General features: G+C 67.5%; 16 protein-coding genes. 8 read left to right on the plus strand and 8 right to left on the minus strand.

The features are described from left to right. Positions 1-4: 4 nt before the first annotated feature. The 4 genes from ACFOOQ_RS10790 to ACFOOQ_RS10805 all read right to left on the minus strand — a co-directional run bounded on the left by ACFOOQ_RS10790 (position 5) and on the right by ACFOOQ_RS10805 (position 5,149). Positions 5-898: an ABC transporter permease gene (locus ACFOOQ_RS10790; RefSeq protein WP_379725883.1), complete on the minus strand. Its 894-nt coding sequence runs from the start codon at positions 896-898 to the stop codon at positions 5-7. 25 nt (positions 899-923) lie between these two features. After that, on the minus strand, positions 924-1,790 hold the full coding sequence (locus tag ACFOOQ_RS10795) for an ABC transporter ATP-binding protein (RefSeq protein WP_379725886.1): 867 nt from the start codon (positions 1,788-1,790) through the stop codon (positions 924-926). Positions 1,791-1,881: 91 nt separating this feature from the next. Next, on the minus strand, positions 1,882-2,934 hold the full coding sequence (locus ACFOOQ_RS10800) for an ABC transporter substrate-binding protein (protein WP_379725889.1): 1,053 nt from the start codon (positions 2,932-2,934) through the stop codon (positions 1,882-1,884). 172 nt (positions 2,935-3,106) lie between these two features. Next, complete coding sequence (locus ACFOOQ_RS10805) at positions 3,107-5,149, minus strand: elongation factor G (protein WP_379725892.1); 2,043 nt, start codon at positions 5,147-5,149, stop codon at positions 3,107-3,109. A gap of 276 nt (positions 5,150-5,425) precedes the next feature. Here ACFOOQ_RS10805 and trxC point away from each other — a divergent pair, with 276 nt between their 5' ends. Beyond that, the gene (trxC, locus tag ACFOOQ_RS10810) at positions 5,426-5,866 is read left to right on the plus strand and encodes a thioredoxin TrxC (protein WP_379725895.1); all 441 of its coding nucleotides are present in this window, start codon (positions 5,426-5,428) and stop codon (positions 5,864-5,866) included. On the opposite strand, the gene ACFOOQ_RS10815 is transcribed toward trxC, so the two are convergent. After that, on the minus strand, positions 5,859-6,431 hold the full coding sequence (locus ACFOOQ_RS10815; protein WP_379725898.1) for a hydrolase: 573 nt from the start codon (positions 6,429-6,431) through the stop codon (positions 5,859-5,861). The two genes, trxC and ACFOOQ_RS10815, sit on opposite strands and share 8 nt — an antisense overlap. A 96-nt stretch (positions 6,432-6,527) precedes the next feature. Between ACFOOQ_RS10815 and ACFOOQ_RS10820 the strand changes: the two genes are divergently transcribed. Beyond that, positions 6,528-7,115 (plus strand): TetR/AcrR family transcriptional regulator, encoded by a 588-nt coding sequence (locus ACFOOQ_RS10820; RefSeq protein ID WP_379725901.1) that lies wholly within the window; start codon positions 6,528-6,530, stop codon positions 7,113-7,115. A 9-nt stretch (positions 7,116-7,124) separates the two neighbouring features. Here the strand turns inward: ACFOOQ_RS10820 and ACFOOQ_RS10825 are convergent, their stop codons facing one another. Next, positions 7,125-9,146 (minus strand): SLC13 family permease, encoded by a 2,022-nt coding sequence (locus ACFOOQ_RS10825; RefSeq protein WP_379727531.1) that lies wholly within the window; start codon positions 9,144-9,146, stop codon positions 7,125-7,127. A gap of 102 nt (positions 9,147-9,248) precedes the next feature. On the opposite strand from ACFOOQ_RS10825, the gene ACFOOQ_RS10830 reads away from it, so the two are divergent. The 4 genes from ACFOOQ_RS10830 to ACFOOQ_RS10845 are packed head-to-tail and all read left to right on the plus strand — an operon-like array spanning position 9,249 to position 13,923. Further along, positions 9,249-10,772 (plus strand): ABC transporter ATP-binding protein, encoded by a 1,524-nt coding sequence (locus tag ACFOOQ_RS10830; protein WP_379725904.1) that lies wholly within the window; start codon positions 9,249-9,251, stop codon positions 10,770-10,772. Then, positions 10,772-11,854 (plus strand): ABC transporter permease, encoded by a 1,083-nt coding sequence (locus ACFOOQ_RS10835; protein ID WP_379725907.1) that lies wholly within the window; start codon positions 10,772-10,774, stop codon positions 11,852-11,854. The genes ACFOOQ_RS10830 and ACFOOQ_RS10835 overlap by 1 nt, the downstream gene beginning before the upstream one ends. Continuing rightward, a complete protein-coding gene (locus ACFOOQ_RS10840) occupies positions 11,851-12,780 on the plus strand; it encodes an ABC transporter permease (RefSeq protein WP_379725910.1) in 930 nt (309 codons plus the stop codon). Before ACFOOQ_RS10835 ends, ACFOOQ_RS10840 begins: the two co-directional genes overlap by 4 nt. A 60-nt stretch (positions 12,781-12,840) precedes the next feature. Further along, positions 12,841-13,923, plus strand: a complete 1,083-nt coding sequence (locus ACFOOQ_RS10845) for a BMP family ABC transporter substrate-binding protein (RefSeq protein ID WP_379725913.1) — start codon at positions 12,841-12,843, stop codon at positions 13,921-13,923. 60 nt (positions 13,924-13,983) lie between these two features. On the opposite strand, the gene kdsA is transcribed toward ACFOOQ_RS10845, so the two are convergent. Both kdsA and ACFOOQ_RS10855 read right to left on the minus strand, forming a co-directional pair. Further along, positions 13,984-14,838 (minus strand): 3-deoxy-8-phosphooctulonate synthase, encoded by an 855-nt coding sequence (gene kdsA, locus ACFOOQ_RS10850; RefSeq protein WP_379725916.1) that lies wholly within the window; start codon positions 14,836-14,838, stop codon positions 13,984-13,986. 97 nt (positions 14,839-14,935) lie between these two features. Next, on the minus strand, positions 14,936-15,850 hold the full coding sequence (locus ACFOOQ_RS10855; RefSeq protein WP_379725919.1) for an EamA family transporter: 915 nt from the start codon (positions 15,848-15,850) through the stop codon (positions 14,936-14,938). A 169-nt stretch (positions 15,851-16,019) separates the two neighbouring features. Here ACFOOQ_RS10855 and cmk point away from each other — a divergent pair, with 169 nt between their 5' ends. Beyond that, positions 16,020-16,700: a (d)CMP kinase gene (gene cmk, locus ACFOOQ_RS10860; RefSeq protein WP_379725922.1), complete on the plus strand. Its 681-nt coding sequence runs from the start codon at positions 16,020-16,022 to the stop codon at positions 16,698-16,700. 150 nt (positions 16,701-16,850) lie between these two features. After that, positions 16,851-18,584: a 30S ribosomal protein S1 gene (rpsA, locus tag ACFOOQ_RS10865; protein ID WP_379725925.1), complete on the plus strand. Its 1,734-nt coding sequence runs from the start codon at positions 16,851-16,853 to the stop codon at positions 18,582-18,584. The last annotated feature ends 43 nt before the right edge of the window (positions 18,585-18,627 follow it).

Raw genomic sequence — 18,627 nt, forward strand, 5'->3', positions numbered from 1 at the left:
CGGATCAGGTCGCCTGTTCGTTGAACGGCTGCGGCCGCCATTTCACCAGCTGGTTCTCGACCAGGGTGATCAGGAATTCGACCACCAGTGCGACCACGGCAAGGATGATCATCGCGGCGAACACGCCGTTGGCGTTGAAGGCACCCTGCGCCGTCGAGATCAGCAGGCCGATGCCCTGCTTGGCACCGAGGAACTCGCCGACGACGGCGCCGACGAGGGCGAAGCCGAAGCTGACATGCAGGCTGGCGAGGATCCAGCTCATCGCCGAGGGAATCACTACGGCGGTGGTGATCTGCAGCGGCGAGGCGCCGAGGATCTGCGCATTGGCGATCATGGCGCGGTCGGCCTCGCGCACGCCCTGGAAGGCATTGGCGAAGACGACAAAGAACACCATCACCACCGCCAGCGCCACCTTGGATGCCATGCCGAGGCCGAGCGCGATGATGAACACCGAGCCCAGCACCACGCGCGGCACCGAGTTGGCGATCTTGATGTAGATGCTGAACACATCGGCCAGCAGCTTGTTGCGGCCGAGGATGATGCCGCACAGCACGCCGCCGACGGCGCCGATGAAGAAGCCGACGAAGGTTTCCTCCAGCGTCACCCAGATCTGCAGCCACAGCGGGCCCATCGAGGTGCCTTCGGTGAACCAGACGATGATCTGGTCCCAGATACCCAACGGACTGGCAAAGAAGAAGGGATCGATCACCCCGGTGCGGGCGCCGATTTCCCAGCCGGCCAGGCCGACCACGAGGATGGCGAGACGCAGGGTGATCACGGTGATGCGGCGGCGCTTCAGCGCGGCCTGGGCGCGGCGTTCGATCTCGCTGCTGCTGTTGGGGTCGGGCCGCGCGGGGCTGCGGGCGGCACCGGTGCTGACTTCGGTATGGACGGTCATGTCTGCTGCTCCGTTCCGGCTGCGGTCAGTGGCCGCTGGCCATGGTGCGCTGGTGGCCGATCTGCACTTCCTCGCGCAGGGAATCCCAGATGGTGCGGGCGATATCGATGAACCGCTGGTCGTAGCGGATTTCGCTCATCACGCGCGGCCGCGGCAGGTCGATGTCGAATACGGTCTTCACCGTGGCCGGGCCGGCGGTCAGCACGTAAACCTGATCGGCCAGCGCGATAGCTTCCTCGAGATCGTGGGTGACGAAGACCACCGAGGCGCCGGAGCCCGACCACAGGGCCAGCAGCTCGTCCTGCATCAGCACCCGGGTCTGCACGTCGAGCGCGCTGAACGGTTCGTCCATCAGCAGGATCTTCGGCTCGTTGATGAAGGTCTGGGCCAGCGCCACGCGCTTGCGCATGCCGCCGGAAAGCTGGTGTGGGTAATGCTTCTCGAATTTTGACAGGCCGACGCGGGCGATCCAGTCGCGTGCCTTCTCGTAGGCCTTGGCCCTCGCCATGCCACGGAACATCGGTCCGGCGGCGACATTGTCGAGCACGCTGCGCCATGGAAACAACGCATCGCTCTGGAACACGAAACCGATGTCGGGATCGACGCCGTTGACCGGATGGCCCATGACGCGCACTTCGCCGGCACTCGGCGGAGCGAGGCCGGTGACGAGGTTCAGCGTGGTCGACTTGCCGCAGCCGGTCGGGCCGACGACGCAGGCGAAATCGCCCTGGCGCACCGTCATGGTGAAATCGCGCAGCGCGGTCATCGCCTTGCCTTCCGGCGTGACGAAGCGGCGGCTGACATTGATCAGTTCGATGGCCGGCGGCCGGCTATCGCCGGCGGCCTGTGGGGCCGGGCCGCGCGCGGCGGTCATGGCTGCGACATTCGACATGGTGGTTCCTCTTGCCGGCGGTGCGGGCCGGCGCTCCGGTCAGGGGCGGCAGGCAGCCGGCGGACCAGGTCCGCCGGCTGCCGTCAGGCCGTCAGTTGGCGGCGCCGATCTGCTTGGCAGCGGCATCGACGAAGGCCGTGGTGTAGGTCTTCGACAGGTCGATCTGCTTGCCCTGGATGGTCTTCTTGAAACTCGACAGCACCTTGTAGACGGTCTCGGGGCCATCCTTCGGCATGCGGCCGTCCGGGGTGAACTGCGCCTTGCCTTCGGCCAGGCCCTTCACATAGAGGTCGCGGTCGCCGGCGTAATAGTCCTTCGGCATCTTGTCGGCGATGTCGGCGGCGCTGTGGGTGGCGATGAAGTGCAGGGTCTTGACCAGCGCGTTGGCCAGCTTCTGGGTCTCGGCCTTGTGGCCGTCGACCCAGGTGGTCGCCATGTACAGCGAGGCCGCCGGGTATGGGCCGCCCAGCGCGGCAACGGTGGTCTCCGGGGTGCGCATGTCGACCAGGATTTTGGCCTCGCCGGTCTTCAGCATGCGGGCGATGGTCGGCTCGGTGGTCATGCCAGCGGCGATCTGGCCCTGCTTCATGGCGGCGATGAAGGTGTTGCCGGCACCGACGCCGAGCAGCGCGAACTCACCCGGCTTCAGGCCGTTGCGCGACACCAGATACTGGGTCAGGAAGTCGGTCGACGAACCGAGACCGGTGACACCGAGCGTTTTGCCCTTGAGGTCGGCCGGCGACTTGACCTGGTCGGCGAACTTCGCCGAGACGAGTTCGACTTCGCCGGGCGCCTGGCTGAACTGCACGACGGACTCGATATACTTGCCCTTGGCCTGCAGGTCGATCGAATGGTCGTAGAAGCCGACCACGCCCTGCACGGCGCCGGCCAGCAGCTCGTTCTCGGCCTCGACGCCGGCGCGGGTGTCGAGCAGTTCGACATCCAGGCCCTGCTCCTTGTAGTAGCCGAGGCGCTCGGCCAGCACGGCCGGCAGATAGATCTGCTTGGCCATGCCGCCGATGATGATGGTGATCTTGTTGTCGGCTGCATGGGCGGTGCCGGCGGCGCTGACCGACAGCGCGACGGCAGCGGCGGCGCCCAGAAGCGACAGGGCGAAACGGGAATAGGTTTTCGTGCGGGACACGGCTTGGCCTCCTTGGGGTGGAGCATTGGCTCCGACATTTCCTCCGGCCGCACAGCCGGGGAACGGCTGGCGGCATCGGTTCTCGACCGATGCCGCCAGCCTAGTCGGCCCAAGCTTTCAGCAAGCTTTCAGCCGGATGGCGGGTTTCCGGGCAAGGCTTATCGGGCAAGGCCTATGCAGCCAGGGCACGCCGGCGGTCCTCCACCACCCGGTCGGCCAGCTTGCCGGCCAGTTCCTGCAGGTGGTCGAAGCGGCTGACGAAGCCGCCGACCCCCATGGTCGCCGAGCGCAGCTCGACGGCGAGGTTCTGCATTTCGGCCTCCGGCATGTAGCAGTCGATGTCGTCCCAGCCGGGCCACCCCTCGCGAGCGGCAAGGCCAAGGATCTGGCCGCGCCGCGCCGATACGATGGCATGCACCTTGGCGGTATATTCGTTCGGCACGCTGAAGGTGACCGACTGGATCGGCTCCAGCAGCACCGGGGCGCATTCCGGCAGGCCCTCGCTCATGGCGATGCCGGCGGCAGTGCGGAAAGCCTGGTCGGACGAATCGACCGAATGGAACTGGCCGTCGGTCAGCGTTACTGCCACATCGACCACCGGAAAGCCGAGCGGGCCGCGCTGCAGCGAATCCTGCACGCCTTCGTCGACGGCGGGAATGAAGTTCTTCGGGATGGCGCCGCCGACCACCCGGTTGACGAAGGTATAGCCGGCGCCGCGCGGCTGCGGCGCGATGTCGACCTTGATGTCGGCGAACTGGCCATGGCCGCCGGACTGCCGCTTGAAGCGGGCATGCTGGTGGGCGCCGTGGCGGATGGTTTCCTTGTAGGCAGTGAACGGCATGCCGGTGCGCACCCCGACATTGAAGCGCTGGCGCAGCTTGTCGACGGCAAGCTTGAGATGGATCTCGCCCTGGCCTTTCAGCAGCAGCTGGCCGTCGTGGTGATCGACCATCAGGCTGGGGTCCTCGTCGCAGAGTTTGGCGAGTGCCGCCGTCAGCTTCACTTCGTCCTTGCGGTCGGTCGGCGTCAACGCCAGCGCATGCACCGCTGCGGCGGCCGCGGGCCAGTCGCGGATCGGGTTGCCCTGGCCGTCGGGGCCGAGCAGCATGCCGGTGGCCAGTTCGTCGAGGCGGCCGAAGGCGACCACGTCGCCGGGGCCGGCCTGCGGGCAGCGGTCGACCGCCGCGCCATGCAGGCGATACAGCCCGGCCAGCCGGCGGCTGCCCAGCATGGCATTCTCGGCGACGCTGCCGTGCCACAGCCGGGCGATGCTCAGCTTGCCGGTATGTGACTGGTGCAGGCTCTTGAACACCGTGGCGGCGAGATCGTCGCCGTCGGCGATGCCGAGCCGTGCGGCGGTTTCCTGTGGCGTGGGGGTTTCATGGCGCAGCGCCTTCCACAGCCGGGTGACGCCGTTGCCGTGTTCGGCCGAGCCGAAGAAGACCGGCACGATCAGGTCGGCGGCAAGGTCCTTGCGCAGTTGGCCGTAGATGTCGGCCGGTGCCGGGATGCTGTCTTCCAGCAGCTGTTCGAGCAGCGCGTCGTCGAAATCGGCGATCGCCTCCAGCATCTGCTGGCGGGCCTCGTTTTCACGCGGCTTGATCTCGGCGGGCATGCCGACCAGGTCGGAACTGGCATTCTCGCGCCAGCGATAGGCCCGTTCGCTGACCAGGTCGACATAGCCGGTGACCGCCTCGCCGTCGCGGATCGGCACCTCGCGCAGCACCAGCGGCCTCTCCGAGGCATGCTGCAGCACCGCCAGCAGGTCGCGCATGCGGATGCTGGTCTTGTCGAGCTTGTTGATGAACAGCACATGCGGGATGCGGCGCGCGTCGAGAAATTTCAGCAGCGGGACGAGCACGACGGCACGCGCCGGATCCGGCTCGGCGACGACGATGGCGATATCGGCAACCATCAGGGCGGCGAGGGTCTCCTGCGCCAGTTCGACCGATCCGGGGCAGTCGAGGAAAATCCACGGATCGTCGAGGAAGCTGCAGCAGGCAATATTGGGTTCGATGGTCATCTGGCGGCTGCGCGCCTCGGGCGCGGCATCGCCGAGACTGGTGCCGTTCGCCACGCTGCCCTTGCGCGGCAGGGCGCCCGCGGCGAACAGCAGGGCTTCGAGCAGGGTCGTCTTGCCGGCCGTATAGGGGCCGACCAGGGCTGCCACACGGGGTAATGCCGCATGGGGTGCAGCGGGATTTCTGGCGGTCATGGGCTTGTCCTCCCTTGTTGCGCGGAACCGGAACGCTCCGGATGGACCAACGGGTCCGGCCGGAGGCATGCGCCTGAAGTGGCTGTCGCGTCGGTCGGTTCTGGCGCCGGCCTGGCCGCGGCGGGAAAGCACTCAACCCTGCCGACAGGATTCCACAGAGCGGCGTCAGCGAACAGGGGCTGTTTGTGATTTCGCGCTCTTGTTGTTGCGGGCGGCGCCGACAATATCTGGGGAAAGTCCTCTCATGCCGGTTTCCGGCAGAAAGCGAAGCAAATCATGTCTGCCCCGCTGCATGTGGCCTGCACGCACTGTGCCACCGTCAATCGTCTGCCGGCGGAACGTCTGGCTGAGGGCGGCAAATGCGGCCGCTGTGGCCAGCCGCTGTTTGCCGGCCGGCCGCTGACCGTGACGGCGCAGAATTTTGACCGCCATGCCGGCGCCGACCTGCCGTTACTGGTGGATTTCTGGGCCGAATGGTGCGGTCCCTGCCGCATGATGGCCCCGGTGATCGAGGCGGCGGCGGCAGAATTCGAGCCGCGGCTGCGGGTCGCCAAGCTGGATACCGAAGCCGAGCAGGGGCTGGCCGCCCGCTTCGGCATCCGCTCGATCCCGACCCTGATCCTGTTTCACAAGGGCCGCGAGGTGGCCCGCACCGCCGGCGCCATGCCGCTGCCGCAGCTGAAGGCCTGGCTCGGTCAGGTACTGCCGGCTAATTGAGCGCGGCAAGGACCATTTCAGTCGACCGGATGCGGCCGAGCCGCGGCAGGATGGTGGTGATCGAGAAGGCATGATGGTCGGGATTGGGCGCGCTCATCATGTCCTCGACCAGCACCTGGCCATAGCCTTGTTCCCAACCGGCGCGGGCGGTCGATTCGACGCCGATGCCGGTGACGATACCCCCCAGCACGATGGTATCGATGCCGCGGCGGCGCAGCTGCAGGTCAAGCTCGGTGCCGTAGAAGGCATTCCACTGCCGCTTGGTGATCAGGATGTCGGAGGGCTGGTGATCGAGTTCGGCCGGAATGTCCCACCAGGTATCGGGCAGCTGCGGCGGCAGCGGCGGCGCCTGGTCGACCGGCTGCTTCAGGACATCGGGGAAGCCATCCGTCCAGCCGACCCGGACCAGCGCCACCGGGGCCGAAAGCGCGCGGAAACGGGCGGCCAGCCGGGCGGCATTGGCCAGCACGGCGGCGGCGGGATGGGGGGCGATGCCGAACGGCAGGATGCCCGTCTGCAGGTCGATCAGGACGAGGGCGGTGCGGCGAGGGTCGAGTTTGTCCATGGGCGGCTTTCCTTTCACTGTATATGAGGGTAACCTCATATAGGGAGTTATATGAGGATGGCCTCACAAAAGGCAAGTGCCGAAACGATCGTTCCCGTGCCCAAGCGGCCGCAGCGTCAGCGTGGGCGTGAGCGGGTCGCCGCCCTGCTGCAGGCCGGCGCCGCGGTCTTTGCCGAGCGTGGCTATGACGCCGCCACCATGACCGAGGTGGCGGCGCGCGCCGGCGCGTCGATCGGCTCGCTCTACCAGTTCTTCCCGACCAAGGAGCTGCTGGCGGCCGGCGTGCTGCAGGAATACCTCGACGGCGTCTATCGCCAGCTCGAAGACCTCGCCGGCCGTGCCGGCGCCCTGCCGGCGGCGCAGCTTGCCGACCGGCTGTTCGGCCTGCTGGCGGCGGCCCGCGCCGCCTATCCGGCCTTTGCCGCGCTGGTCGAGGGCTTCGGGCCGTTGCCGGCGATGACCGCCGATATCCGCAAGGAGATGCGCCGCCTGATCGCCGCGGTGCTGCAGGCCCGCGCACCGCATCTGGCGCCGGAGGCCCTGCAGGCACTGGCCACCGCCACGCTGCAGATGATGAAGGCGGCGGCCGCGCTGGATGCCGATGCCTCGGTGCCCGGCCGCAAGGCGGCGCTGGCCGAGCTGCAGGCGATGCTGCGCGATTACCTGGCGGCGCAGCTCAGTTAGGGCGACACGTTAGAGCGACAGCGGCCAGATCATCGGCACCAGCATCAGCGTGACGATGAAGATGAAGGCCTCCAGCGGCAGGCCGAGCCGCCAGTAGTCGCTGAAGCGATAGCCGCCGGGACCCATCACCAGCAGGTTGTTCTGGTGGCCGATGGGCGTGAGAAAGGCGCAGGAGGCGCCGACCGCGACGATCATCAGGAAGGTGTCCGGATTGGCCTTCAGCCGCTGGGCGATGTCGATGCCGAGCGGCGCCATCAGCAGCGCGGTGGCGGCATTGTTGACGATGTCGGTCAGCAGCATGGTGACCAGCAGCAGCAGGGCAAGGATCCAGATCGGCTGCAGGTCACCGGACAGGCCGACCAGCCCGTCGGCGATCAGCTTGGTTGTGCCGGTCGTGTCGAAGGCATCGCCGACCGGGATCATGGCGCCGAGCAGCACCAGCACCGAGCCGTCGACCGCATCATAGGCTTCGCGCAGGCCGATCCGCTTGGTCACCATCAGCACCACGGCGGCACCGGCGAGGCAGACCGCGGCCGGTGCCAGGCCGAAGGCGAGCGCGGCCAGCGCGGCGATCACCACGGCGATCACGAACAGCGCGCCGGGGCGCGGCCCGAGGCCGAGATCACGGGTCGCCAGCGGCAGCAGGCCGAGCCGGCCGATGGCGTCGTCGATGCGGTCGCCTTCACCCTGCAGCAGCAGCACGTCGCCGGCGGCGAAACGCCAGTTCTTCAGGCCGCTGAAGCGCCGCACGCCCTCGCGCGCCACGCCGAGGAAGTTGACCATGTAGCGCTGGCGCAGCCGCACCTCCGCGGGCGTCAGTCCTTCGACCAGGCCATAGGGGCGCACCACGGCTTCGACCAGCTTGAGGTCGCCGGCACGGGTATCCTCGATCACCTCGTTGTCGGGCTTGAACAGCGACAGGCCGAGCGGCTCCAGCAGGCTGCCGACATCATCCGGCGCCGCCTCGATCAGCAGGGTGTCGCCGGCCCGCACCGGGGTCCATTGCGCGGCGCTCGGGATCGTCACCTCGCCGCGCTTCAGTCCCAGCAGGGTGGCATCGTGTTCGTCGAGCCGCGTCGATGTCTCGCGCAGCGGCTTGCCGGCCAGCGGCGACTCCTCGCCGACGCGGGCCTCCAGCAGGTATTCCTGCACGCCCTCATGGCCGCTGCTCTTGCCGGCGGCAATGCGCTGCGGCACCAGCCGCCAGCCGAGCAGCGCGATGAAGGCGATGCCGCCGGCCGAGACGGCGAGGCCGACCGGCGCGAAATCGAACAGGTGGAACGGTTCGCCGAGCCGGTCGGCGCGCACGGTGGCGATGATCACGTTGGGCGGCGTGCCGATCAGGGTGATCAGGCCGCCCAGCATCGAGATGAAGGACAGCGGCATCAGGGTCAGGCTGGGCGAAACCTGGGCCGAGCGGCTGACCGCGATTGCCACCGGCATCATCAGGGCGAGCGCGGCGACGTTGTTCATCACCGAGGAGGCGAGCGCCGCCGGGATGCCGAGCAGCACGATCAGCAGCATCGGATGCCTGGCTTTTGCCGCCAGCCGGCTGGCCAGGTTGTCGAGGATACCGGTCGCGGCGATCGCGCGGCTGACCACCAGGGCGGCAGCCACTGTGATCACCGCCGGATGACCGAAGCCGTTGAAGGCCTCGCCGAACGGCACCAGGCCGAGTACCAGGGCGGCGAACAGCACCAGCAGGGCGACGAGGTCGTGCCGCAGCTTGCCCGAGGCGAACAGCACAAGCGCCAGCCCGAGCAGGACAAGGGTTTCGATCTGGGGAAGGGTCATCCGCGAGAGGGTATTGAAAAGGCGGTGTTTCGTCCAACGGCTTGAGCAGGCCGGCGGGTCCGGCTGCATACAACACCTGAATACAACGCCGGGCCGCCCGATTCGTTCCGCCCCGGCGATTCGTGGCCGCGTCTGCTGGTTTCCTGACCACCTGGACAAGATCTGGGCGAAGATCGCGGCTGCGACGGCAAAGCGCAGCCATGTGGGCCGCGCAAACTTGGCAGTGATGTGCAGAATGTTCTAACCTGCCGGCAAGAAATCGGGAACGGGGCAGGCTGACCGGGTATGACTGACGCGCCGGCTATAACTGACGCTGATGCGCGGAGGGGCGAAGCGCCATTGCTGGAAGCGCGCCGGCTGGTCAAGCAGTTCGGCATGCTGGTGGCGAACGACCGGGTCGACCTTGTGGTGCGGCCGGGCGAGATTCATGCGCTGCTTGGCGAGAATGGTGCCGGCAAGTCCACCCTGGTCAAGATGCTCTACGGTCTGCTGCAGCCCGATGGCGGCAGCATGCTTTGGCAGGGCGCGGCGGTGACCGTGCCGGAGCCGCGCGCCGCCCGCCGACTCGGCATCGGCATGGTGTTCCAGCATTTCTCGCTGTTCGAGGCGATGACGGTGGCGGAAAACGTCGCGCTCGGCCTCGACGACGCGCCGAACGACACCCGCAGGCTGGTGCAGCGCATCCGCGATGTCTCGGCGGCTTATGGCCTGCCGCTCGATCCCGGTCGCCGGGTCTACGAACTGTCGGTCGGCGAGCGGCAGCGCATCGAGATCGTGCGCTGCCTGCTGCAGAAGCCGCGCCTGCTGATCATGGACGAGCCGACTTCGGTGCTGACCCCGCAAGAGGTCGAGGCCCTGTTCGCCACCCTGCGCCAGCTTGCCGCCGAGGGCTGCGCGATTCTCTATATCTCGCACAAGCTCGAGGAAATCCGCACGCTCTGCGACCGCGCCACCATCCTGCGCGGCGGCAAGGTCGTCGCCAGTTGCGACCCGAAGGTCGAAACCGCGCGCAGTCTGGCCGCGCTGATGGTCGGCAGCGAATTCCGCACCGCCGAGCGTCGGTCGGAAGGCGCCGGGCGCGGCCGGCTACGCCTTGAAGTGAGCGGCCTGTCGATGGAATCCGAAACGACCCATGGCGTCGGCATTACCGATGTCAGCTTCACGGTGGCCGGCGGTGAGATTCTCGGCATCGCCGGGGTGGCCGGCAACGGGCAGGGCGCACTGCTGGCGGCGCTGGCTGGTGAACGGCCCGGCGACCGCGCCGACTGTCTGCGGATCAACGGCACGCCGGCCGGGCGGCTTGGCCCGACGCGGCGCCGCGCGCTGGGTCTTGGTGTGGTCCCGGAAGAACGCAACGGCCATGGCGCTGTGGCCGAGCTGTCGCTGGCCGAGAATGTGCTGTTGACCGGTCGTGCGCGGCTCGGTCTCGTCGCGCATGGCTTCCTGCGCCGGCGTGGCGCGCGCGCCTACGCCGAACGGGTGATCGCCGCCTTCGACGTGCGCTGCGGCGGTCCCGATGCGGCGGCTGGCAGCCTGTCGGGTGGCAATCTGCAGAAATTCATCATCGGCCGCGAAATCCTGCAGGAGCCGGACGTGCTGGTGGTGGCGCAGCCGACCTGGGGTATTGATGCCGCGGCCGTGGCCACCGTGCAGCAGGCGCTGATCGATCTGGCGGCGCGCGGCTGCGCTGTGGTCGTGATATCGCAGGATCTCGACGAACTGCTGGCGCTGTCCGACCGGCTGGCGGTGATGCATGCCGGCCGGCTGTCGCCGCCACGTTCGACCGCCAGCCTGACACTGGACGAGATCGGCCTGCTGATGGGTGGTGCGCAAGGCCATCTTGCCATGGCCGGGGCAGCCTGATGCGCATCCGGATCGAGAAACGTCCGGCGCCATCCGCCCTGCTGCTGTGGAGCACGCCGCTGCTGGCACTGGGCCTCACGCTGGCTGCCGGGGTGGTGCTGTTCGCCGGCCTCGGCGTCGATGCCGGCGCGGCGCTGTATCACATCTTCATCGAACCCGTGGTGACGCTAAGCGGCCTTGGCGAGGTGCTGATCAAGGCGGCGCCGCTGGTGCTGATCGGTGTCGGCCTTGCCATCGGCTTCCGCGCCAGTGTGTGGAACATCGGTGCGGAAGGGCAGTTGACCATCGGCGCCGTGGCGGCCGGCGGCATTGCGCTGGCCTTCTGGGACAGCGAAGGCGCCTGGATCATGCCGTTGATGGCCGTGGCCGCCATCGCCGGCGGCATGGCCTGGGCGGCGATCCCGGCGTTTCTCAAGGCGCGCTTCAATGTCAGCGAGATCCTGACCAGCCTGATGCTGACCTATGTGGCGGGCCTGTTGCTCGGCGCCCTGGTCTACGGGCCGTGGAAAGACCCGGAAGGCTTCAATTTTCCGCAGTCGCGCATGTTCAACGACTCCGAGACGCTGTCGCTGCTGGTCGAGGGTACGCGGATTCATATGGGCGTGCCGCTGGCCGTCATCATCGCGGTGATCGCCTTCATCCTGCTGGAACGCACCGTGCTCGGCTTCGAGATCAAGGTGGCCGGCCTGGCGCCGGCCGCGGCCCGCCATGCCGGCTTCAGCGCGCGGCGGCTGGTCTGGCTGTCCTTCATGATTTCCGGTGGACTGTCGGGCCTGGCCGGCATGCTGGAAGTGGCGGGACCGATCGGCCAGCTGGTGCCGGTGATCACGCCCGGCTACGGTTTCACGGCCATTATCGTTGCCTTTCTCGGCCGGCTGCATCCGCTCGGCGTCCTGGCCTCGGGCCTGTTGATGGCGCTGACCTATGTCGGTGGTGAGAATGCGCAGATCGCCGTCGGCCTGCCGCGCGCGGCCACCGGCGTGTTCCAGGGCCTGCTGCTGTTCTTCCTGCTGGCGACCGACTTCATCGCGCGATATCGCATCCGCGTTGCGACCACGCGGCAAAACGAGGTGCGGCCATGACCGCCGACATCCTGGTGCCGATGTTCGTCACCGTGATCGGTGCCGCGACGCCGCTGCTCTATGCCGCGCTCGGCGAACTGGTCTCTGAGCGCGCCGGCGTGCTCAACCTCGGCGTCGAGGGCATGATGCTGGCCGGTGCGGTCGCCGGCTTTGCCACCGTGGTGGCGACCGGCAGTCACACGCTTGGCATCATCGCGGCCGCGGCTGCGGGCGCCGGCATGGCGCTGCTGTTCGCCATCCTCACGCTCAGCCTGCTGGCCAACCAGGTGGCGACCGGTCTGGCGCTGACCATCTTCGGCATCGGGCTGAGCGCGCTGGCCGGCGCCGGTTATATCGGCACGCCGATCCCGGCCCTGCCGAAACTCGACCTGCCGGGTCTGACCGGCCTGCCGGTGATCGGTCCGATCCTGTTCGGCCAGGATGTGCTGGTCTACCTGTCGCTGGCCGCCACCGCGGCGGTCGCCTGGTTCCTCGCCCGCAGCCGCGGCGGCCGCATCCTGCGGGCCTGCGGTGAATCCGACATTGCCGCCCATTCGATCGGCTATCATGTGATCCGCATCCGCTATGGCGCGGTGCTGTTCGGTGGCGCCATGGCGGGCCTCGGTGGCGGCTATCTGTCGTTGTCGGTGACGCCGATGTGGATCGAGGGCATGACGGCGGGCCGCGGCTGGATCGCGCTGGCGCTGGTGGCTTTTGCCTCCTGGCGGCCCGGCTGGCTGCTGATCGGGGCCTATCTGTTCGGCGGGGTGACGATTTTGCAGCTTTACCTGCAGGGCTCCGGCATGCTCCAGATACCGGCGCAGGTGATGAACATGCTGCCGTATCTGGCGACCGTCATCCTGCTGACGGTGATCGCCAGCGGTGCCGGCCGCCAGCGGCTCGACGCGCCGGCCTGCCTCGGCAGGCCGTTCCGGCCGCCGAGCTGAAAATGCGTGCTGACATGGACTCCAAACGCGTAATCTGCATCAGACAAAAGGAGAGGACAGATGCTTTGGAATGTTGATCGCCGCCGCTTCCTGCAAGGAGCGGCCGCCGCCGGTCTGGTCATGACCCAGGGCATCCGGACCGCCACTGCCGCCGATCCGCTCAAGGTCGGCTTCATCTATGTCGGCCCGGTCGGCGACTATGGCTGGAGCCATGGCCACGATGTCGGCCGCAAGGCGGTCGAGAAGCACTTCGGCGACAAGGTGAAGACCACCTTCGTCGAGAGCGTCGCCGAGGGCCCCGATGCCGAGCGGGTCATCCGCCAGCTGGCCCAGCAGGGCCACGGCCTGATCTTCACGACGTCATTCGGCTACATGGAACAGACCTTGCGGGTCGCCAAGCAGTTCCCCAAGGTCATGTTCGAGCATGCCACCGGCTACAAGACCGCGCCGAACATGAGCGCCTACAACTCGCGCTTCTACGAGGGTCGCGCGGTGGTCGGCCATATCGCCGGCAAGCTGAGCAAGACCGGCAAGATCGGCTATGTCGCCTCGGTGCCGATCCCGGAAGTCGTCATGGGCATCAATGCCACGGCGATCGCCGCCCGCAAGGTGCGGCCTGATGCCGAGGTGCGCGTGGTGTGGGTGAATTCCTGGTTCGACCCCGCGAAGGAATCCGATGCCGCCAAGGCGCTGATCGACCAGGGCGTCGACATCATGACCCAGCATACCGACAGCCCGGCGCCGCTGCAGGTGGCCGAGAGCCGCGGCATCCTCGGCGTCGGTCAGGCGTCCGACATGCGCCAGTACGCGCCGAAGGCACAGCTCACCGCCATTCTCGACGAATGGGATGATTACTACATCAGCCGCGTCAAGGCGGTGATGGATGGAACCTGGAAGAGCCAGTCGGTGTGGTATGGCTTCAAGGAACACATGCTGAAGATGGCGCCCTATGGCGATGCCGTGCCGGCCGACCTGCGCAAGGAATGCGATGCCATGGTGGCCGATACCATCTTGGGCAAGTTCCATGCCTTCAGCGGCCCGATCAAGAACCAGAAGGGCGAAGTGATGGTCAAGGCCGGCGAGCGCATGGCCGACGGCGATCTCTTGAAGATGAACTGGTATGTCGAGGGCGTGAAGGCCTGAGCACTGCCGGACCAGACAGGGCGCGGACGGGACACCGTCCGCGCCTTTTTCATGCCTGCGTCACGCGCCGGCGACGGCGTGCAGGGCTTTCAGCCGGGTGAGCAGCGCCTTGGCTGAGGCCAGCGGCAGGCAGCTCGGGCCGTCGCATTTCGCCTTGTCCGGATCGGGATGGAATTCGAGGAAGACGCCGTTGGCGCCGGCGGCGACGGCTGCGGCCGCGATCACCGGCACGCCCTCACGCCGGCCGCCGGCGGCCGAGCCGAGCTCGCCCATCGATTTGGCGCCGGGCAGCTGCACGGCATGGGTCGCATCGATGGTGACCGGCGCGCCGAGCTTTTTCATCTCCGGGATGCCGAGCATGTCGACCACCAGGTTGCCGTAGCCGAACGCGCTGCCGCGTTCGCACAGGATCGTCATGTCCGGCTTTGCCGCCTCGGCCACCTTCATCAGGATGTTGCGGCAATCGGCCGGCGCCAGGAACTGTGCTTTCTTGACATGCAGCAGGCCTTCGTGGCGCATCGTCGCCCGCGCGGCCGCCACCACCAGGTCGGTCTGGCGCACCAGGAAGGCGGGAATCTGGACGAGGTCGGCCACTTCGGCCACCGGCTCGGCCTGGCCGGGTTCATGCAGGTCGGTGGCGATCGGCACGTCGAATTTCTGCTTCACCGCAGCGAGGATCTTCAGGCCCTCGGCGAGGCCCGGGCCGCGGAAGCTGTGGATCGACGAACGGTTCGCCTTGTCGAAGCTGGCCTTGAATACGAAGGGCAGGTCCAGCGCCGCGGTCACCTCTTTCAGGTGGGCGGCGGTGGCCATGGCAAGATCCATGTCCTCCAGTACGTTGAGGCCGAGGATGCAGAACAGCTTCCGCCCGTCGCCAATCGGCAGGTTCCATTTCGGCAGGGTCAGCGTGGTCATGGCACATCCTCAAGGGCGGGCAGGCGGCCGTCACGCGGCCGCTCCTGCCGCTTACCGCCGTTTGCGGCGCGGGGCAAGCCGCCCGGAGCTGTCCAGCTCAGCGGATCGCCAGCCCGAGCAGGATGCCGCCGATCAGCAGCAGCACGCCGGCGATCTCGCTGCGGGCCGGCCGTTCGCGGAAGATCAGGTAGGAGACCAGGAAGGTAAACGCCATTTCCACCAGTCCCAGCATGCGCACATAGGCCACCACCTGCAGCGCCATGGCGGTGAACCAGCCGGCCGAGCCGGCCGACGAGCTGATGCCGACCAGCAGGCCGGGCCGCCAGGCCTGCGCCACCTTGCGCAGTTCGCCCGGCTCGCGCAGCACGAGGTAGGTCAGCATCAGCAGGGTCTGGATGCTGACTGCCCAACTCAGCGTGGTGGCGGCGGCGAGCGGCAGCAGTTCCTCGCCCAGCGACAGCGAGGCGCCACGGAAGCCGACCGCGGCCGCCGCGAACAGCGCGCCCGAGGCAATGCCGATCAGTGAGGATTTCTCGCTCCAGCCGAGCAAAAAGGCGCGCAGCGGGCTGCTGCTGCCCTTCAGCGAGATCAGCAGCACGCCGATGGTGCCGATCACGATGGCGACCGCGCCGCCGGTGCTGACCGGTTCTCCCAGCAGCACGACGCCGAAGATCGCCGCCTGGATCGATTCCGTCTTGGCATAGGCGCTGCCGACCATGAAGTTGCGCATGGTCAGCGCCAGAATGAGAAGATTGGTGGCGAGAATCTGCGCGACGCCGCCGAACAGCACCCAGGCGAGGAAGACCTCGTTCGGCACCGGCACGGACCGGCCGCTGAACAGGTGCACGGCGGCCAGATAGGCGAAGGCCAGCGGCAGGCCGTAGACGAAGCGGGTGAAGCTGGCGCCATTGGTGCTCAGCCGGCCCTTCAGCTGCTTCTGCAGGGCGGTGCGGGTGGTCTGGCAGGCGGCAGCCCAGATGGTGATGGGTATCCAGGCCCACGAAGCAATCACGGTGTTTCCCCCAGCTTTGTGCTCCCTGCATAGGCCGGGCGGCCATCCGTATGCAAATGAGAAGCCCTCCCGGGCCCCTTGAGGCGAATTTGCGCCGGCGGTTCCGGGTCCGGCTGGCGGCGGTGCGCCGGCAGTGGCGGGCACCGGCCAACTGGGCTAAACCCTTTGCATGTCAGCCGAACTTCCCTCCGCACCCGTCTCTTCTTCTGCCGTGGTGATCGCCGTCGACGGCCCGGTCGCTGCCGGCAAGGGCACGTTGGCCCGCCGGCTCGCCGCGCTCTACGGCTATGCCTACCTGGATACCGGTGCGCTGTACCGCGCGGTCGGTGCGAAAGTGCTGCGCGAGGGCGGCGACCCGGGCAACCCGGTGGCCGCCGCCGCCGCCGCCGCTGGCCTGACCGATGCCGACCTGAAGGCCCCCGAGCTGCGCTCCGAACCGGTCGGCCTCGCGGCCTCCAAGGTGGCTGCCATCCCGGCGGTGCGGGCGGCCCTGCTGGACTACCAGCGCCGCTATGCCGCCACCCCGCCCGGCGGCCAGCCGGGTGCGGTGCTCGACGGCCGCGATATCGGCACCGTGGTCTGCCCCGAGGCGGCCGTGAAGCTGTTTATCACCGCGCGCGACGAGGTCCGCGCCACCCGGCGGCATAAAGAATTGATCGATAAGGGAGAAAACCCCACTTACGACCAGGTTCTGGCCGATCTGCGGCGCCGCGACGCCCAGGACCAGGCGCGCGAGACGGCGCCGCTGAAGCCGGCCGGGGATGCGCACTTGCTCGATACCTCGGATTTGGATATAGAAGCGGCCGTCCAGGCCGCGCAGGACATCGTCGCGGCCGTCCTGCAGCCCTGACGTCGCTGCAGGCCCCGCAAACCAACCCCCGACGCCGCGTCAGCGCCGGATGCCTGCACCGCCCCGCGGCTGCGCCTTTTGATCCCCGGACAGAGTTCCCGGGATATGCGCACCGGCAGGCCACCTACCCAGGGGCGCCTAGGAGACTTTATGGCTAAAACCACTGCCGCACGGGCTGATGACAGCTCGTTTGCCAGCAACGAGAATTTTGCCGACCTGCTCGAGGAGTCCTTCACCTCTTCCAATGCCATGGAAGGTTCGGTGGTCAAGGGCGTCGTCGTTGCCATCGAGAATGACTTTGCGCTGATCGATGTCGGCCTGAAGTGCGAAGGCCGCGTGCCGATGAAGGAATTCGCCGGCCCGGGTCGCGCCCCCGAGATCAAGGTGGGCGACGTGGTCGAGGTGTTCCTCGATCGCATCGAGAATGCCCAGGGCGAAGCCGTCATCAGCCGTGACAAGGCCCGCCGCGAGGAAGCCTGGGAGAAGCTGGAGCAGAGCTTCAACGCCAACCAGCGCGTCGAAGGCGTGATCTTCGGCAAGGTCAAGGGCGGTTTCACCGTCGACCTGTCGGGTGCCGTCGCCTTCCTGCCGGGCAGCCAGGTCGACGTCCGTCCGGTGCGCGACATCGGCCCGCTGATGGGCCAGCCGTCGCCGTTCCAGATCCTCAAGATGGACCGCCGCCGCGGCAATATCGTGGTCTCGCGCCGCGCCGTTCTCGAAGAGAGCCGCGCCGAGGCCCGCAGCGAGCTGGTGTCCAACCTGAAGGAAGGCCAGATCCTCGACGGCGTGGTCAAGAACATCACCGATTACGGTGCGTTCGTTGACCTCGGCGGCGTCGACGGCCTGCTGCATGTCACCGACATCGCCTGGCGTCGCGTCAACCATCCGTCGGAAGTGCTGTCGATCGGCCAGACCGTCAAGGTCCAGGTGATCCGCGTCAATCCGGAAACCCAGCGTATCAGCCTCGGCATGAAGCAGCTCGAGGCCGATCCGTGGGAGGGCGTGAAGTCCAAGTACCCGGTTACCGCGCGCTTCATGGGCCGCGTCACCAACATCACCGACTACGGCGCCTTCGTGGAGCTGGAGCCGGGCGTCGAGGGTCTGGTGCACGTCTCCGAGATGAGCTGGACCAAGAAGAACGTCCATCCGGGCAAGATCGTTTCCACCTCGCAGGAAGTGGAAGTGATGGTGCTCGAGGTCGATCCGGCCAAGCGCCGCATCAGCCTGGGTCTCAAGCAGTGCATGTCGAACCCGTGGGATGCCTTCGCCGAGAAGCATCCGGTCGGTTCGAACATCGAGGGCGAGATCAAGAACATCACCGAGTTCGGCCTCTTCATCGGTCTCGATGGCGGCGTCGACGGCATGGTCCATCTGTCGGATCTCGACTGGAACAAGCCGGGCGAGCAGGTCATCACCGAGTACCAGAAGGCTCAGGTGGTGCAGGCGCAGGTGCTCGACATCGACGTCGAGAAGGAGCGCATCAGCCTCGGCATCAAGCAGCTGGCCAATGATCCCTTCCAGTCGCTCGGCGACCTGAAGAAGGGCTCGGTGGTGACCTGCACGGTTGCCGCGGTCGACCCGCGTGGCCTGACCGTCAGCGTCGGCGACGGCGTGCAGGGTTACATCCGCAAGGTGGAACTCAGCCGCGACCGTGACGAGCAGCGCCCGGAGCGCTTCTCGGTCGGCGACAAGCTGGATGCCAAGATCGTCACCATCGACGGCCGCGCCCGCAAGTTGACCCTGTCGGTCAAGGCGCTGGAGATGGAAGAGGACCGCAAGGCGATGGAGCAGTACGGCTCCACCGACTCGGGCGCCTCGCTCGGCGATATCCTGGGTGCCGCCATGCGCAAGGCCAAGAAGGATGCCGACGAGGCCGGCCAGTAAGCCGACCCCTCCGGTTTTCCGGATTTCAGAACCCCGGCGGAGC

Source organism: Ferrovibrio xuzhouensis (genome assembly GCF_042648965.1).
In the GTDB taxonomy this organism is placed as follows: Bacteria; Pseudomonadota; Alphaproteobacteria; order Ferrovibrionales; family Ferrovibrionaceae; genus Ferrovibrio; species Ferrovibrio xuzhouensis.

Coding starts and splice junctions, on each gene's coding strand:
- ACFOOQ_RS10815 (WP_379725898.1), bottom strand. CDS start 6,431: ATGGACAAACTCGACCCTCGCCGCACCGCCCTCGTCCTGATCGACCTG.
- ACFOOQ_RS10790 (WP_379725883.1), bottom strand. CDS start 898: ATGACCGTCCATACCGAAGTCAGCACCGGTGCCGCCCGCAGCCCCGCG.
- ACFOOQ_RS10795 (WP_379725886.1), bottom strand. CDS start 1,790: ATGTCGAATGTCGCAGCCATGACCGCCGCGCGCGGCCCGGCCCCACAG.
- kdsA (WP_379725916.1), bottom strand. CDS start 14,838: ATGACCACGCTGACCCTGCCGAAATGGAACCTGCCGATTGGCGACGGG.
- ACFOOQ_RS10845 (WP_379725913.1), top strand. CDS start 12,841: ATGCTTTGGAATGTTGATCGCCGCCGCTTCCTGCAAGGAGCGGCCGCC.
- ACFOOQ_RS10835 (WP_379725907.1), top strand. CDS start 10,772: ATGCGCATCCGGATCGAGAAACGTCCGGCGCCATCCGCCCTGCTGCTG.
- cmk (WP_379725922.1), top strand. CDS start 16,020: ATGTCAGCCGAACTTCCCTCCGCACCCGTCTCTTCTTCTGCCGTGGTG.
- ACFOOQ_RS10840 (WP_379725910.1), top strand. CDS start 11,851: ATGACCGCCGACATCCTGGTGCCGATGTTCGTCACCGTGATCGGTGCC.
- trxC (WP_379725895.1), top strand. CDS start 5,426: ATGTCTGCCCCGCTGCATGTGGCCTGCACGCACTGTGCCACCGTCAAT.
- rpsA (WP_379725925.1), top strand. CDS start 16,851: ATGGCTAAAACCACTGCCGCACGGGCTGATGACAGCTCGTTTGCCAGC.
- ACFOOQ_RS10805 (WP_379725892.1), bottom strand. CDS start 5,149: ATGACCGCCAGAAATCCCGCTGCACCCCATGCGGCATTACCCCGTGTG.